The 15,746-nt window shown below is 63.9% G+C and carries 12 protein-coding genes and 2 tRNA genes; 1 reads left to right on the top strand and 13 read right to left on the bottom strand.

The annotated features are described in order from the left end of the window. Position 1: 1 nt before the first annotated feature. The 3 genes from LH475_RS08310 to LH475_RS08300 all read right to left on the bottom strand — a co-directional run bounded on the left by LH475_RS08310 (position 2) and on the right by LH475_RS08300 (position 2,465). Positions 2-75 (bottom strand) — tRNA-Ile (locus tag LH475_RS08310). Positions 76-114: 39 nt separating this feature from the next. Then, entirely contained in the window at positions 115-1,296 is a 1,182-nt protein-coding gene (locus LH475_RS08305; RefSeq protein WP_196843873.1) for a glycosyltransferase, read from the bottom strand. Positions 1,297-1,550: 254 nt separating this feature from the next. Beyond that, complete coding sequence (locus LH475_RS08300) at positions 1,551-2,465, bottom strand: DMT family transporter (RefSeq protein WP_297413389.1); 915 nt, start codon at positions 2,463-2,465, stop codon at positions 1,551-1,553. 40 nt (positions 2,466-2,505) lie between these two features. On the opposite strand from LH475_RS08300, the gene def reads away from it, so the two are divergent. Beyond that, on the top strand, positions 2,506-3,078 hold the full coding sequence (gene def / locus LH475_RS08295) for a peptide deformylase (RefSeq protein ID WP_196843752.1): 573 nt from the start codon (positions 2,506-2,508) through the stop codon (positions 3,076-3,078). A gap of 71 nt (positions 3,079-3,149) precedes the next feature. Here def and LH475_RS08290 read toward each other — a convergent pair whose 3' ends face one another. From LH475_RS08290 to dusB, 10 genes are all read right to left on the bottom strand, one after another. Then, complete coding sequence (locus tag LH475_RS08290) at positions 3,150-4,025, bottom strand: ATP-binding protein (protein WP_297413381.1); 876 nt, start codon at positions 4,023-4,025, stop codon at positions 3,150-3,152. Positions 4,026-4,150: 125 nt separating this feature from the next. Further along, positions 4,151-4,223: transfer RNA gene (locus LH475_RS08285), tRNA-Asn, on the bottom strand. Positions 4,224-4,454: 231 nt separating this feature from the next. After that, entirely contained in the window at positions 4,455-5,348 is an 894-nt protein-coding gene (locus LH475_RS08280) for a dipeptide/oligopeptide/nickel ABC transporter ATP-binding protein (RefSeq protein ID WP_297413379.1), read from the bottom strand. A gap of 5 nt (positions 5,349-5,353) precedes the next feature. Next, positions 5,354-7,057 carry an ABC transporter ATP-binding protein gene (locus LH475_RS08275; protein WP_297413377.1) on the bottom strand — a complete coding sequence of 568 codons (1,704 nt, stop codon included), beginning with the start codon at positions 7,055-7,057 and terminating at the stop codon, positions 5,354-5,356. After that, complete coding sequence (locus LH475_RS08270; protein ID WP_196843756.1) at positions 7,057-8,148, bottom strand: ABC transporter permease; 1,092 nt, start codon at positions 8,146-8,148, stop codon at positions 7,057-7,059. Before LH475_RS08270 ends, LH475_RS08275 begins: the two co-directional genes overlap by 1 nt. A 2-nt stretch (positions 8,149-8,150) precedes the next feature. Then, positions 8,151-9,242, bottom strand: a complete 1,092-nt coding sequence (locus LH475_RS08265) for an ABC transporter permease (protein WP_196843757.1) — start codon at positions 9,240-9,242, stop codon at positions 8,151-8,153. 102 nt (positions 9,243-9,344) lie between these two features. Next, positions 9,345-10,973 carry an ABC transporter substrate-binding protein gene (locus LH475_RS08260; protein WP_297413371.1) on the bottom strand — a complete coding sequence of 543 codons (1,629 nt, stop codon included), beginning with the start codon at positions 10,971-10,973 and terminating at the stop codon, positions 9,345-9,347. A 223-nt stretch (positions 10,974-11,196) separates the two neighbouring features. Continuing rightward, a complete protein-coding gene (gene dnaG, locus LH475_RS08255) occupies positions 11,197-13,062 on the bottom strand; it encodes a DNA primase (protein WP_196843759.1) in 1,866 nt (621 codons plus the stop codon). Positions 13,063-13,195: 133 nt separating this feature from the next. Further along, positions 13,196-14,446, bottom strand: coding sequence for a deoxyguanosinetriphosphate triphosphohydrolase (locus LH475_RS08250; protein WP_297413369.1), 1,251 nt, complete (start codon positions 14,444-14,446; stop codon positions 13,196-13,198). Next, entirely contained in the window at positions 14,439-15,611 is a 1,173-nt protein-coding gene (gene dusB / locus LH475_RS08245; protein ID WP_297413367.1) for a tRNA dihydrouridine synthase DusB, read from the bottom strand. Before dusB ends, LH475_RS08250 begins: the two co-directional genes overlap by 8 nt. Positions 15,612-15,746 lie beyond the last annotated feature (135 nt).

The raw sequence follows: 15,746 nt of genomic DNA, 5'->3' as shown, positions 1-15,746 counted from the left end.
GTAGGGCGGCTGGGACTTGAACCCAGGACCGACGGATTATGAGTCCGCTGCTCTAACCAGCTGAGCTACCGCCCCAAAGAGAACGACCGAACGGTCGCACCCACAGATACGTGACTACTCAGGCGTCTGCGACGAGGCGCCGTTGGTGACAAGATCGCTCACCGACTCCCCACGATACAGGCATTCGAATGTGTTCAGAGTGCGCTTGATGTCGTGCGCGGCGATGAGTTTGAGTGACTCCCGCTTCAGCTCCTCCAAGCGGTCCGGGGCGGCCGTGAGCACCACGGTCAGCTTGTCTGCCAGATCCTGCGCGTCGCTCGGCTTGAACAGGTACCCGTTCGCCTGATCGTGCACGAGGTGGGGCAGCGCCATAGCGTCGGCCGCGACAATCGGCAATCCGGAGGCCATGGCCTCCATCGTCGCGATGCTCTGCAGCTCGGCGATGGACGGCATGGCGAACACCGTGGCCCGCGAATAGGCCGCGCGCAGCTCGTCATCCGTCACATAACCGGTGAACGTCACGCGTGAGCGGATGCCGAGGGTGTCGGCCAAGTGCTGCAGGTTGCGTTTCTGATCGCCCCCGCCGACAATCTCGACCTGGGCGTCGAGGTCGGGCGACAACAACGCCGCCGCATGCAGCAGCACGTCAATCTGTTTTTCGCCGGTGACGCGACCGACGAACAGGATACGGTTCTCGCTGCGCGGCTCAAAATTCGGTGCGTAATTGTCGGCGTCGATCCCGCAGGAGATTGCGTACACCCCGGTGAGGCCCGTGTACTTCTCCAGAAACTGTGCGGCCCTCCGGGTCGGCGTGGTCACGGCTGCGGCGCGGCCGAAGGTACGTCGGGCGGCCCGCCACGCGGCCTTGATCACGCGATCCTGAAAACCGACCGGAACGAGGGAAAATTTCACCATGTTCTCGGGCATGAAGTGATTCGTGCCGACCAGGCGGATGTTGCGCTTGGCCGCTTCGATGGATACGCCACGCCCCACGTTGATGTGCGACTGAAAGTGCACGACGTCGGGGTGGAAGGAGTCGAGAATGCGTCGGCTCTCTCCGCGAATCAGCCACGGCAGGGCAAAGCGCAGCCAGTCGTGCGGATACCAGCGCCAGCTGTGCAGGCGATGCACCACCATCGGCTGGCCCTCGTGCATCTCCGTCGTGCTCCCGTGCTTTCGGGAGGCGGCTGGGGCCATGATCTGAACCTCGTGACCGCGGGCCACCAGACCAGCGGCGAGCCGCTCGGCAAATCGTGCAGCGCCATTCACATCGGGTGCAAACGTGTCGGCGGCGATGAGTACGCGAATCCGAGGCTTTCCGGTCGGCGCACTCGCCGCGCTCTCGGGCGCGTTGCCCGGGGTCGGGCTGCTCAGCACGTCGGTCGAATCTGACAAGTGGAGTGGTCCCTACGTTGGTTGGCCGGGGATCATCATCCGGCAGGAGATCTCGGGTGCGCGCAACGGAAATGACGCGGCGCATTCGAACCCTATTCTAAACCGTGCCTGCCGCGTGGTGTCCCGCACCGTGGCGGCCGAAAATTCTTCGCGCGTCAGCGGTCGAGTTGGGGGTGATAGCGCGCCAGCAGGAATACACCCCAAATGGCGATCGCCCCGGCAATGACGAACGCCACCGCTGCTGCGGGCGGTGCCTGGCTCGCCTCGCCGAGCACGACGATTCCGATTCCGACCGCGACGAGCGGGTCGACAACGGTGAGCCCGGCAATGACAAGATCGGGCGGTCCCGACGCATAGGCGTTTTGCACGAAGTAGGCCCCCAGGGCGGCGGCGAGCAACAGACCGAGCACACAGGTCAGGGTGAGCCACTCGAAGTTACCGTTCTGGGTGCGGTTGATCACAACCTTGGCGAGGGTCGCGACGAACCCGTAGAGCACCCCCGCACCGAGAATGTAGAAAATTGCCTGCGATCGGCGGCGTAGAAACCCGAAGGCGAGAGCGAAGGCCAGCAGAACGCCCGCGAGAACGATGAGGATGGTCATCAGGTTTTGGTCGGTGACCGGCTTATCGACGGCGGTGAACGCGGCCACGGTCACGAACAGGCCGACCCCTCCCACGCACATGGAGATGGCAATGATGCTCGCACGGTTGAGCTTGACCTTGCTGACTCGGGCGTTCAGAACTGCGGTGATGACGAGGGCGACCGCCCCGAGCGGCTGCACCACGATAATCGGGGCGAAGGCGAGGCTCGTGAGTTGGAACACGATGGCGAGTCCGAGCATGAGCGATCCGAACACCCAAGACGGCCGGGCGAGTAGCAAAGTCAGCTGGCGCACATTGAGCCCACCGGTCACCTCTTCGGTGTGCGCCTCGACTTTTGTGACACCGCGGTGCTGAAATTGAGCGCCGAGGGAGAGAAAAACGGCACCGACCAAAGCCAGCGGAATTCCGATGGCCTGCCGTGGATCAATGGCAATTTCTGTCGCCAGATCGGTCAGGTCAGAGGTCACTTCATGACCTTATCGACAAGCTTGCCGATATTCTGGAGAAATGGCCGTACGCGCGATAGTAATTTCAGGTGCCCCTGTTCTCCACTCCCCCGCCGCTCCCGTCGTCAATTTTGACGATAGTTTGCGCGAATTGGTGCGAGACATGTTTGAGACGATGGATGCTGCGCCCGGGGTGGGTCTTGCCGCTACGCAGGTGGGCATCGGGCTGCGCATTTTCACTTACAGCTACCAAGATGATGATGACGTGTCGTGGCGAGGCGTTGCGATCAACCCCGAACTGTGGATCACACCGGTGTCTGCCGTGCCCGTTGACGACGAGGATATCGACGAAGACGAAGGCTGCCTGTCTTTTCCGGGCGAGCGTTTTCCACTGAAACGAGCGCAGTCCGCCGTTTTGCGGGCCGTCGACGCCGAGCAGCAACCGTTTGAGATTCGAGCGGATGGCTGGCTTGCTCGCATCTTTCAGCACGAATACGACCATCTCGACGGCACGCTGTATGTCGATCGTCTCGAGCATGTCTACGCGAAGATGGCCGCCAAGGTCGAGCGCAAGAAGAGTTGGGGTGTACCCGGCCTCAGCTGGACGCCGGGCGTCGACAACCTTGAGGGCTAAACGCCCGCGTACACGTGTGCGCGGTCAGGTTCGGGCCCGCGGGCCAGCGGCGAACCGAGTGGATGCCGGGGTCACCGGGACAGGTCCACGCCGTGCACGCCGTTATGAAAGCGTAGCGATGGGAACACGGCCGACACCGAGAAGCCAAGCCCGGGAACAGTTCCGGCGTTGAACACGCCGCCAAACAGTTGGGCGCGCTCACGCATCTGGGTGATGCCGGGGCCGGCAATGCTCTCGCTGAGGGCCTTGAGGTCGTCTTCGATCGTATACGGGATGCGTGCGGCCTGTTCGTTGGTTTCTTTGCCGTCACGACGGGCTGCGGCACGGATGCCGTCATCGTCGACGAGCAGTTGCAGGCCGTCGCGGGTCCAGGTGAACGACACTCGCGCTTCGGTGCCGACGCCGCCGTGCTTGAGGGCGTTCGAGAGGGCGCTCTGCAGGATGCGGAAGATGGCGAGCTCGGAGCCGGCAGTGAGGGCGAATCGCTCGCCCGATTCGATGAAACTCACGACGAGACCGGCGTCTTGCATGACGCGAAACAGGTCGCGGGTCGACTGTGGGCCGGGCTGTGGGGCCCCGACGGTCTCGCCCTCGCGCACAATCGTCAAGACGCGACGCATGTCCGCGAGGGCTACCCGGCCGTCGTCAACGAGCGCGGTGGCGGCCCGCACGGCCGTGGAGGGGTCGCTCGCGGCGGTGTACCGGGCACCTTCGGCCCGGGTGATGAGGCGGGCGATGGTGAGCACCGCGCCATCCTGAAGCTCGCGGATGATGGCCAGACGTCCCTGCTGCTCGGCGAGGGAGAGTTCCAGTTCGATGCGCACCCGGTCGGCGGCATTACGATCGAAGACGACCCGGCGCGAGCGCAGCAGCGAGATGGTGCAGAGCACGAGAAGCGCTCCGGAGAGCACGCCGAGTGCAGGTACCAGAAGTTGCGAGAAATCCACGCGGACCGCCGTCTCTTGTGCCGAAGCCGTGGCGCACTTTGAAAATTGGGAAGGAGCTTTTTTGTCGATAGAAAAACGAACCGACAAAAAAGGCCACCCGGGGTGGAGCCCTGAGTGGCCTTTCGCTCCCCGACTTGGACTCGAACCAAGAACCTGCGCATTAACAGTGCGCTGCTCTGCCAATTGAGCTATCGAGGAATGCTTGAACAGCGTTGCTACTTTACCAAGGTTTTTTGCTGTGCCAAAACCACGACGGGTTCCGATCGGCTCTGACTGCCCGATTTGACCGGCTGACAACCCGTGCAGTCCCCGCAAAAGTGGGCCAGCAGCAGCAACTGAGCGGCCTCGTGAGCCACAAGTCGGTCGGGCGTGTCGGCCAGGGTCGCAACCGATCCCGCTCACGAGTGGATGCGGTCGGTCGCTTGTGCTTTAGCTTCCGGTCGCGGCATCCGTTTCATCGCCCGTAACGACGCTCGGCGCGTTCTCGACGACGGCGGCAGCAGCGGGAGGGTGCAAAGCGGCGGCGAGTCCCCGCACGTACGGATGCCAGGGGTCTCGAAAGACGTCTTCGAGAGTGCCGAGGCCTACCAGTACGCCCTGATGCATGACACCGATGCGGTTCGCGACCCGCTGCAGCACGGCCAGGTCGTGGCTGATCACGAGTGCCGAGAAGGAACGCTCCTGCTGCAGTTCGCTGATCAGGTCGATCACGGCGTCACGAACCAACACGTCAACACCCGCTGTCGGCTCGTCCGCGATCAACAGGGCCGGGCCGTGCACGAGCGCCCGGGCCAGCGCCACCCGCTGCCGTTGGCCGTTGGAGAGCTCGTACGGGTACAGACCGAGAACGGCCAGCGGCAAGCGCACCGCGTCGATCATGGTGGCCACTCGGGCGCCCAGGGCGCGGCGGTTGAAGCGTCGATCCCGTTCGAGCACCGGTTCGGCGACAATCTCGGCCACCGTCATGGTCGACGGCAGGGTGTCGGCGGCATCCTGGGCCAGCAGTCCAACCCCAAACGTGAGCCGGGCCAGCTCGCGCTTGCTGATGCGGCGAAGAGCGAACCCGAGCACGGTCGCCTCTCCCCCGGTGATCTGCGGACGGATACCGGGGGCGTAGCCCACAAAGGCATCGCCCGAGAGCACCCGGGCGAGGGTGCTCTTGCCGGAGCCGCTCTCACCGAGCAGCCCCACCACCTCGCCGGGCGCGATGCGCAGGGTGAACCCGTGCACCGCGACAAACGCCGGACTGGCCCCGTGCGGCGGGTACTCGATGGTTAAATCGCTCGTTTGGATCGGGGGAACAGATGCCGCGGCATGCCTCATGCGGACTAACCTGCCGCACGCAGAATGCGGAGTTGATCCCGCCGCAGTGCCTGGACGGCCGGATCGGGAACCGGCAGCGAGGCGAGCAGGCGCTGCGTGTAGGCGTCCTTCGGGGCGCCGAGCACCTCGGCACCGGTGCCTTCCTCGACCAATTTTCCCTTGTACAGCACGGCAATGCGATCGGCGAGAATGTCAACGACCGCGAGGTCGTGGCTGATGAACAGCGCCGCAAACCCAAACTCTTTCTGCAGCTCGGCGAAGAGCTCCAGCACCTTGGCCTGTACCGACACGTCAAGCGCGCTGGTCGGCTCGTCCGCGATGAGCAGGCTCGGTTCCAGCGCGAGTCCGCGAGCAAGGCTGGCCCGCTGACGCTGGCCACCGCTGAGCTCGTGCGGGTAGCGATCACCGTAGGCTCGCGGCAATTGCACCGCCTCGAGCAGTTCGTTGACCCGTTTGCGGGCTGCACCGGCATTGGCAGCGCGTCCGTGCACGACGAGCGGTTCGGCCACACACTCCGCGATCGTGAGCAGCGGGTTGAAGCTCGACGCCGGGTCTTGAAAGACGAATCCGATGTCGCTGCGCACCTTCTTGAAGGTGCGTTCCTTGAATCCGTTCATCTCGTGGCCGAGCACGGTGAGGGAACCGTCGGTCACCCGGGTGAGCCCGGCCATGGCACGGCCGATGGTGGTCTTGCCCGATCCGCTCTCGCCGACCAGGCCGAGGACCTCGCCCGAACGGATGATGAAGCTCACCCCGTCAACGGCGGTGAAACCGGGTTTTCCGAGCCGGCCCGGGTACTGAATTTTCAGGTTATCGGCGACGACGACCGGTGTCTCCACGGCCCACCCGGGTTCGCGGGCGAGTGCCCGCTCTGTGGCACGGGTGGTCCCCTGACCGACGTGCGGCACCGACCCGAGCAGGCGCTTGGTGTAGTCGTGCTGAGGGTTGGAGAACAGGGCCTGGGCCGGGGCCTCCTCGACGACCTTGCCCTCGTACATGACGACGACGCGGTCGGCGAGGTCGGCGACGACACCCATATTGTGCGTGATGAGCACGATGGCGGTGCCGAATTCGTCGCGGCAGCGGCGCAGCAGGTCGAGAATCTCGGCCTGCACGGTCACATCCAGGGCGGTGGTCGGTTCGTCGGCCACGATCAGCCCGGGATCGAGCACGAGGGCCATGGCGATAACGACGCGTTGCTTCTGACCACCGGAGAACTGGTGCGGGTAGTAGTCGACGCGGCTCTCCGGGTCGGGAATGCCGACCCGGCCCAGAATCTCAATCGCCTTGGCGCGGGCTTCCCGGCGGCTGAATTCGCCGTGGGCACGAATTCCTTCGGCTATCTGCCAGCCGACGGTATACACGGGGTTCAATGCGGTAGACGGCTCTTGGAAGACCATGGAAACATCTGTTCCCCGCAGCTGGCGCAGTTTCTGCTTGCTGACGGCGAGAACGTCGTTAGAGTTCGCGCCGTCCTTGCTGCTGAGGATCACGGCGCCGTGGGCGGTCGCCGTCTCTGGAAGCAGACCGAGGATGGTCTTCGCGGTGACGGTCTTGCCACTGCCGCTCTCACCCACGATCGCGAGCACCTCGCCGGGGGCCACGCGCAGCGTGACGCCGTCGACGGCCTTGACCGCGCCGCCGTCGGTGGCAAAAGTCACATTGAGGTTTTCGATGCGTACGACGTCGGGTAGGGAGTGAGCGCTCATTATTTGGCCTCGAATGGGTCGTCGATCGGGTGCGGGTCGTACGCGGGCAGGTCGGCTTCGAGCCCGTCAATGCCACCGGGGCCGGCGGCCAGGGTTCCACCGGGAACGACACTGGTCGCGGCGACGACGCCGGCGGTTTTGCCGGGGGCGCGGCGGCTGCGCAGGCGCGGGTCGGCGAGGTCGTTGAGGCTTTCTCCCACGAGGGTGATGCCGAGAACCACGAGAACGATGGCGAGTCCGGGGAACAGGCTGGTCCACCAGATGCCGCTTGAGACGTCGGAAAGCGACTTATTCAGGTCGTAACCCCACTCGGCCGCTGAGGACGGTTCAATCCCGAAGCCAATGAAGCCAAGACCGGCAAGGGTCAGAACCGCCTCTGACGCATTCAGCGTGAAGATGAGCGGCAGTGTGCGAGTGGCGTTGCGCAACACGTGACGGAACATGATGCGTGCGTTGCTTGCTCCGAGAACCCGGGCCGACTCAACGTAGGCCTCCGCCTTGATGCGCACGGTTTCGGCGCGAATCACACGAAAGTACTGCGGAATGAACACGACGGTGATCGAGATCGATGCCGCGAGGATGCCGCCGATGAGGTCGGAGCGACCGCCCGAGATGACGATGCCCATAACGATTGCGAGCAGCAGCGCCGGAAAGGCGTAGACGGCGTCGCACACGACCACGAGCACGCGGTCGAGCCAGCCTCCGAAGTAGCCAGAGACGAGGCCGAGGGCCACGCCGGCGAAGATGGAGAGGAGGACGGCGACGATCATCACGGTGATGGCGGTCTGGGAACCCCAGATGACGCGCGAGAGAACGTCGTAGCCGCCGACGGTGGTGCCAAGCAGATGTTCGCCGCTCGGTGCCCGCTGGGCCCCGAACAGCCCGTTGTCACCGCGTAGCTGGCTGAAGCCGTACGGCGCGAGCAGCGGGGCGAAGATCGCGGTCAGAATGAAGATGCCGGTGATGATGAGGCCGACCACGAGCATGCCCCGTTGCAGGCCAATGCTCTGGCGAAGCTGGTGTACAACGGGAAGCCGGGTCCACAGCGGTGGTTTGGTCGCGCGGGTGGATTCTGCAGTGAGCGATGTCATGGCTAGTACCTCACTCTCGGGTCGATGAGCGCGGCAATGATGTCCACGATGAAGTTGGACAAGGCAACAATCACGGCGAGAAGCGCCACGATTCCCTGCACGGCCACGAAGTCGCGGGCCTTGATGAATTCGATGAGCATAAACCCGAGGCCCTGCCACTCAAATGTGGTTTCGGTCAACACAGCACCACCGAGCAGGAGGGCAATCTGCAGCCCAATGACGGTGATGATGGGAATGAGGGCGGGTCGGTAGGCGTGCTTGCTGACCAGACGAAACTCGTTGACACCACGCGAGCGGGCAGCATTCACGTAATCGGTGCCCAACGTACCGATGACATTCGTTCGCACCAGCCGAAGGAACACGCCGGCGGTGAGCAGGCCGAGGGCAAGGGCGGGCAGCACAGCGTGCATGAGAACGTCGCCAAGCACGGCAGGGTCTCCCGTCTGGAGAGCATCGATCGTGTAGATGCCCGTTGGACTAGGCAACGACTGCAGTTGCAGCTCAGACCCGATCGTGGATCGACCGGCAACGGGGAGAACCTTGAGCCACACGGCGAAAACCAGTTTCAGCAGCAGGCCGGCAAAGAAGACCGGGGTCGCGTAGCAGAGAATGGCGAAGACGCGGAGTGCGGCATCGGGCGCCTTGTCGCGCCAGTACGCGGCGACCATGCCGAGGGGAATACCGATCACGAAAGCGACGATGAGCGCGTAGAACACGAGCTCGGCGGTCGCGGACCCGTAGGTCAGGAGCACTTCGGACACCGGCCGGTTGGTACTGATTGTCGTACCGAAGTTACCGGTGAAAACCTGACCGAGGTACTCGAAGTACTGCACGATAATCGGCCGGTCGTACCCGGCCGCTTGAATGCGTTCCGCAAGCTGGTCGGGAGGTAACTTCGCGCCAAGAGCGGCCGTGATGGGGTCCCCCGTGGTGCGCATCAACCAGAACACCATCGACACCAGGATGAAGATCGTGGGAAAGATGAGCAGGAACCGGACGAGCAGATACCGACCGATTCCGCCACCCGGGCTGGTCTTCTTCTTCGAAACACGTCCGCCGACGGGGGCGGATGGCTTCACGGCCACAGCGGTCATAACTACCTCACGATTGCAAAAAAGAATCGGGGGCATCCAGCCTGGTGCTTAGCTGGACGCCCCCGGAGTTCAAACTAGAGAAAATTCTAGTCGCTCAACTGCTCAACCCTTGGAAAGGGCGCCGTAGCGGAACTTGAAGGACGCGTCGAGAGTGTCTTTGGTACCCGTGACGCCCGTTCCGGTGATAGCGATCTGCGAACCCTGCAGGAGCGGAATCGTGGGCAGATCGGCCGCAACCTTGTTCTGGATCTCTTCGATCATCGCGGTACGCGCCGCAGCGTCGCCGGTGACGGCCTGCTCGGTGACCAGGTCGATGACTTCCTGGTTCTCGTAGTGAATCTTCAGAAAGCTGTCCTTGCCGAAGAACGGGTTCAGGTAATTGTCGGCGTCGGAGTAGTCCGGAAACCAGCCAAGCTGAAAGATCGGGTACAGGTCAAGAACCCGATCCTTGGAGTACTGCACGTACTCGGTGGACTGCAGGTTGACCGAGAACAGGTCGGAGGACTCAAGCTGGTTCTTGATCAGGGCGTACTCATCGCTCGAACCGGGTCCGTAGTGATCGGTGTTGTACTGCAGGTTCAGAACGACCGGCGTTGTGATGCCGGCAGCGTCCAGGGCGGCCTTCGCCTTGTCCACATCCGGGCCGCCTTTGCCATCGCCGTAGAGGCCCTTGAGCGACTCATTGGCACCGGTCAGACCGTCAGGAACGTAGGAGAACAGCGTCGAGTAGCTGCCCTTATAAACCTGATCGGCCAGTTCGGCACGATCAACGACATCAGCAACAGCGGCCCGCACGGCGAGGGCCTTGGCCGGGTCTGCCTCGGCGGTGGTGGCACCGAACGGCTGGGTGTTGAAGTTGAAGGTGAGGTAGCGAATTTCGCCACCGGGGCCGTCAACAACCTTGACCTTATCGTTGCCGCGCAGGTCATCGATGTCGGTCGCCGACAGGCTGCGCCATGCGACGTCGATTTGGCCTTCCTGAATGTCGAGCTTCAGGTTTGAGGCATCGGTGTAGTACTTCACGTTGATGTTCTCGGTCTTCGCCGGACCGAGCAAGCCCTGGTAGCCCGCGTACGCCTTGTAGGCGAGGAGACTGTTGAAGTTGTAGGTGGTGAGCTCGTACTGCCCAGCAAATGCCTGTGCCTTGACGATGTCTTCGTCCGGCGTGATGGCATCGGCCGAGAACGTGTCCTCGTCGACGATGGCCGCGGCAGGGCTGGAGAGAATCTGAGGAAAGACCTGGTCGTTCGCTGCCTTCAGCGTGAAAACCACTGTCGTGTCATCCGGGGCTGCGACGCTGTCGAGGTTGTAGAGCAGCACGGCCGGGCCGCTGGCGTCGTTGATTGCGACCTGCCGGTCAAAGCTGAACTTGACGTCAGACGAGGTCAGTGCTTTTCCGTTGGCCCACTTGAGGTCAGGCTTGAGGGTGACCGTGTACTCGGTCGGCGAGGTGAATTCCGCCTTGGTTGCGATGTCGGGCTCGACGTCTGACGTGCCGTACGGACTGTTCATCAGAAATGGGAAGACCTGGGTCTGCACGGCGAAGGAACCTGCGTCGTAGGACCCGGCCGGGTCAAGCACGGTGATCTTGTCGGTGGTACCGACCGTGATCGTACTGCTGGAGGTCGTAGTGGAACCGCCCGCGGAGCAGCCGGCCAGAACGAGCGCCGCAGCGGCCAGTCCGGCTGTGGCAGCGAGAGCGCGCTTGCCGTTGGTGAATGCGGATGTCATATCCGTCGTCCTCTTCCTGTAGAAGTCTCATGACCAGGAGAACCCGAAAGGGGCGCAGCTGTTCATTGCTGTAAGGAAAGAATTAGCACAGAATTCGCAGACAGCCACGATCAGCCGCAGCTTCTTTACATATCTGCAACAAACTCGGGCTCATGTGTTGCAGTTTGGGTGACCCGCTCAAACATCGGTGTCGCGCACGACCGCGAAAAAGCCGGTGACGGCCTCATTCGTCACGGAGGGCGCGGCGCTCGGCCTCGATCCGCACGAGCTCGCGCTGCAGGGTGCGGTACATTTCGGTGTCGCTGGCATCCGCGCGCTGGAGGCGACCGAGCAACTCGGCTTTCAGCCGGAGCAGGTCTTTGTCAATGAGCACGATCGTGATGTCGCGCACGTAGCGGGCGACGTCTTTCTCGGTGCGCTCCGGCAGGTTCGCCATAGCGAGTTCCTGTACGAGGTTCTTGAAAGTGTTCGGCACCTCGGCGACAACCCGCTCGAGCCAGTCGGGCGCTTCGAAGTGCGCAAGACTCGCCGCGATTGCGTCGCGCACGACCGCGAGCGAGGTGTTTGTAAAGGATGTCTGCACCGCGCTGTCAAGAATGTCCCGCCCGATGAGTGCAGGTCGCTGCAGCATGGCCATGAGGCCGTCACGCTCGAGCCGGGTGACCGGGTCGGTGGGCAACTCGACCAGCGAGAATGGGCGTTCGACCGGGGCTTCGACCGCGCCGGCATGGCGGGGCGCGTTCGGTCCGCCGTTCGCTGAGGAGCGCGCACCGGACTGGGCGTTAAACACCGCTTTGCCGACCTCGCCCATGTCAACGCCGAGCATGCGGGCGAGCTCGCGGGTGTACCCGGGGCGCAGCACGGGGTCGCGAATATCGCCGACGACGGGGGCGGCGGCACGCAGAGCGGCCGTGCGGCCCTCGACGGTGTCGAGGTTGTACTGGGAGAGAATCTGGCGAATCATGAATTCGAACATCGGCTTCTTCGAGTCGACCAGCCGCCGTACGGCGTCGTCGCCGCGTTGCAGGCGCAGGTCGCAGGGGTCGAGCCCTTCCGGGCCAACCGCAACGTAAGTCTGCGCGGAGAAACGCTGCTCTTCGCTGAAAGCGCGCATGGCGGCCTTCTGGCCTGCGGCATCGGGGTCGAAGGTGAAGACGACTTCGCCAACGCCGGAGTCGTCACCCAGCACGCGCCGCAGCACCTTGATGTGATCGACACCGAACGAGGTACCGCAGGTGGCGACGGCCGTGGTGATGCCGGCCAGGTGGCACGCCATCACATCGGTGTAGCCCTCGACCACCACGACCTGGTGGCTGCGCGAGATGTCGCGTTTGGCGAGGTCGAGGCCATACAGCACCTGCGCCTTGTGGTAGACCGGCGACTCCGGGGTGTTGAGGTATTTGGGGCCCTTGTCGTCGTCGAGCAGTTTGCGGGCCCCGAAACCGATGGTCTGCCCGGTGATGTCGCGAATCGGCCAGACCAAACGGCCGCGAAAGCGATCGTAGATGCCACGGTCACCGCTCGAGACCAAACCGGAGAGGGTCAGTTCCTCGGTGGTGAAACCTCGCCCACGCAGGTGGTTGGTCAGCTCGTCCCAACTTTTCGGTGCGAACCCGACACCGAATCGGGTGGCTGACGCGGCATCGAATCCGCGCTGACCGAGGAAGGCCCGGCCGATCTCGGCGCCGGCGCTACCGAGCTGGTCGATGAAGAAATCGGATGCCGTCTGGTTGGCCGCGAGCAGGCGTGCGCGATTGCCATGATCGGGGGCCGCTCCGGAGCCGTCTTCGTAGTGCAGGTCGAGGCCGACCCGGCCGGCCAGGCGTTCGACGGCCTCGCTGAAGCTGACGTGGTCCATCTTTTGCAGAAACGAGTACACGTCGCCGCTCTCTCCACAGCCGAAGCAGTGGTAGAACCCGACCTGCGGACGCACGTGAAAGCTGGGGCTGCGTTCGTCGTGGAAGGGGCACAGGCCCTTCATCGATCCGACGCCGGCTGACTTCAGCGTGACGTAATCGCCAATGATGTCGGCGATATTGGAACGGGCCTTGACCTCTTCGATGTCACTTTGTCGAATCAGTCCAGCCATGGGTAAATTCTATCGTCTCGATGCGCCGGGCTCGGCGCGAGCTCGCCGGGCCCATCATCGAAGCGCGGGCCCATGCTCTAATCTGGGCCCACGCTCCGGGCACGGGCACGGAACGTGGAGGGGAAGTAGGTGGCTAGCCCTGAACGAGGCGCTCGTACCAAGCCAGAGCGGACTGGTCAGTCAGGCTCGCGATCTGGTCGACGATGACGCGCTTGCGGGCGGCATCGTCGGAGGCAGCACGCCAGTCTTCGCGAAAACCGGGGTCGAGATGCTCGTCGCCGGACTGGTGCAGCGTCTCGGCCAGCAGGGTGAGCACCTGCCGTTGCTGCACGTAGATGGGTTTGCGGGTGTTGCGGGTCATGACGAAGGCGGCGACGATGCCCTTGAGTACCGAGATTTCGGCCTGGATCTCACGAGGCACGATCACGTTGGCGCCGAAGCGCAGCATGCTGGCGCCGGGATGCGCCTCCTTGGTGGCGTGCACCGCGGCACCGCTGAAACGGCCGATGAGCTGGCTCGTCAGGTTCTTCAGGTGACCCTGGTCGCGGCGTCCGGCGGTCCAGGACTCCATCCAGACATCGAGGGAGTCGAGCCGGTTGAACGCGGTCGCGAGGTCCTCGGCACTGGTTACATCGCCAACCCATTCCGACATGGTCGCCAGGAGTTCGTCGTGGTTGCTGCGGCTGCTCAGGGCCGCCACGTCGACGTAGCCGTTGACGATGGCGTCTTCGAAGTCATGCACGCTGTAGGCGATGTCGTCGGAGAGGTCCATCACCTGGGCTTCGACGCAGAGCTGGCGGTCGGGCGCACCCTTTCGAAGCCACTCGAAGGCGGCCATGTCGTCGTGGTAGAAACCGAACTTGGCGCGCCCACTCGGGTCATAGACCGAGGAGCCTTCGGGCCAGGGATACTTACAGCTCGCGTCGAGGCTCGCACGGGTGAGGTTGAGACCGTAGCTGTGACCGTCGGGTCCGAACACCTTGGGCTCCAGCCGGGTGAGCAGACGCAGGGTCTGGGCGTTGCCCTCGAAACCGCCGATGTCGTCGGACCAGAGGCTGAGCGCCTTTTCGCCGTTGTGGCCGAACGGCGGATGCCCGATGTCGTGCGCGAGGCAGGCGGTGTCAACGATGTCGGGGTCAACGTTGAGGCGCGATGCGATCTCCCGCCCGACCTGAGCGACCTCGAGCGAGTGGGTCAGACGGTTGCGGGCAAAATCGAGCCCCGCCGTGGGGCTGAGCACCTGCGTTTTCGCTGCGAGACGGCGCAGTGCGCTCGAGTGCAACAGACGCGCACGGTCCCGGGCGAAATCACTGCGCCGCGAATAATGCTCTTCAGGAAACCAGCGGGCCTCGTCGATCTCGCTGTATCCGGTCTGGTTAGCCACCGCTGGTGTCCCCTTCGCCCTCGGTCAAGTTCAATCGTTGCGCGCCGACGAGATCCTGCGACTCGAGCCAGTGCTCGGGCAACGACGGTTTCTTCGGTGTTCCTGCACGACCGCGTGGCCCTTCGACGTCAGCACCCGGGTAGGGCAATGAGGCGTCGAGGGTGCCGAGCAGGTCGTCGAGCTGCGCGAGTGATTGCACCATGGCGAGGCTCGCTCGCAGGTCGCCGCCCACCGGGTAGCCCTTGAAATACCAGGCGACGTGCTTGCGAATATCGCGGCAGGCGCGGTCTTGACTGTCGAAGTATTCGGTGAGCAGTTCGGCGTGGCGGCGAAAGGCGTTGATGACCTGACCGAGGCCGGGTTCGGCTTTGAGTTCCTGCCCGCGGAACGCTGCGGCGAGGTCTCCGAACAGCCAGGGGCGGCCCAAACACCCGCGTCCGACAACGACACCGTCGCAGCCGGTTTCACGCACCATGCGCAGGGCGTCGTCGGCCGACCAGATGTCGCCGTTGCCGAGCACCGGAACGTCGCTGATGGCGTTCTTGAGCTTTTCGATGGCGGACCAGTCGGCGTGGCCGGAGTAGAACTCGGCGGCCGTGCGACCATGAAGAGCAATGGATGCGACCCCAGCTCCGGCGGCGGCCTTACCCGCTTCGAGATAGGTGAGGTGGTCGGCGTCGATCCCCTTGCGCATTTTCACGGTCAGCGGAACCGAGCCGGCCGCGGTGACGGCGGCATCGATGATCTGACGGAACAGGCCGATCTTCCAAGGCAGGGCCGCTCCCCCGCCCTTGCGCGTGACCTTGGGCACCGGGCAGCCGAAGTTGAGGTCGATGTGGTCGGCGCGGTCTTCGGCGACGAGCATGGTCACGGCTTCGGAGACCGTCTTCGGGTCGACGCCGTAGAGCTGAATGGAACGAGTGGTTTCGCTCTCGTGGTGGGTGATCAGCCGCATCGTCTCGGTATTGCGTTCGACGAGGGCCCGGGAGGTGATCATTTCGCTCACGAACAGTCCGGCACCGTATTCGCGGCACAGCCGACGGAATGCCGTGTTCGTGATGCCGGCCATTGGCGCGAGCACCACGGGCACATCGAGCGTGAGCGGGCCGATCGTCAGCGGTCCGATCGGCGCCAGCTGGTCGACAGTGGGGGTGGATGCAGTCATGTTGCGTCAATTCTCCCAGAAAGCGTGGGATCCGCGAACCGGCCGGGCGGTCGCGTGGGCGGCGCACAAAAGCGCACCTGCCGGGGCGGTCGAGCTGGCCGTGCGACAGCTGCGCTTTCGTGGAATAGAGATCGG

The sequence above is a fragment of the Cryobacterium sp. genome (assembly GCF_026786305.1).
Taxonomy (GTDB): Bacteria; Actinomycetota; Actinomycetes; order Actinomycetales; family Microbacteriaceae; genus Cryobacterium.
Note: the sequence above shows the minus strand (reverse complement) of the source record. Positions and strands in the feature narration are given on the sequence as shown.

Bases quoted from the DNA above. Each gene is read 5' to 3' on its own strand.
- def (WP_196843752.1), top strand. From the start codon at position 2,506: ATGGCCGTACGCGCGATAGTAATTTCAGGTGCCCCTGTTCTCCACTCC.
- LH475_RS08265 (WP_196843757.1), bottom strand. From the start codon at position 9,242: ATGACCGCTGTGGCCGTGAAGCCATCCGCCCCCGTCGGCGGACGTGTT.
- LH475_RS08270 (WP_196843756.1), bottom strand. From the start codon at position 8,148: ATGACATCGCTCACTGCAGAATCCACCCGCGCGACCAAACCACCGCTG.
- LH475_RS08275 (WP_297413377.1), bottom strand. From the start codon at position 7,057: ATGAGCGCTCACTCCCTACCCGACGTCGTACGCATCGAAAACCTCAAT.
- dusB (WP_297413367.1), bottom strand. From the start codon at position 15,611: ATGACTGCATCCACCCCCACTGTCGACCAGCTGGCGCCGATCGGACCG.
- LH475_RS08260 (WP_297413371.1), bottom strand. From the start codon at position 10,973: ATGACATCCGCATTCACCAACGGCAAGCGCGCTCTCGCTGCCACAGCC.
- dnaG (WP_196843759.1), bottom strand. From the start codon at position 13,062: ATGGCTGGACTGATTCGACAAAGTGACATCGAAGAGGTCAAGGCCCGT.
- LH475_RS08280 (WP_297413379.1), bottom strand. From the start codon at position 5,348: ATGAGGCATGCCGCGGCATCTGTTCCCCCGATCCAAACGAGCGATTTA.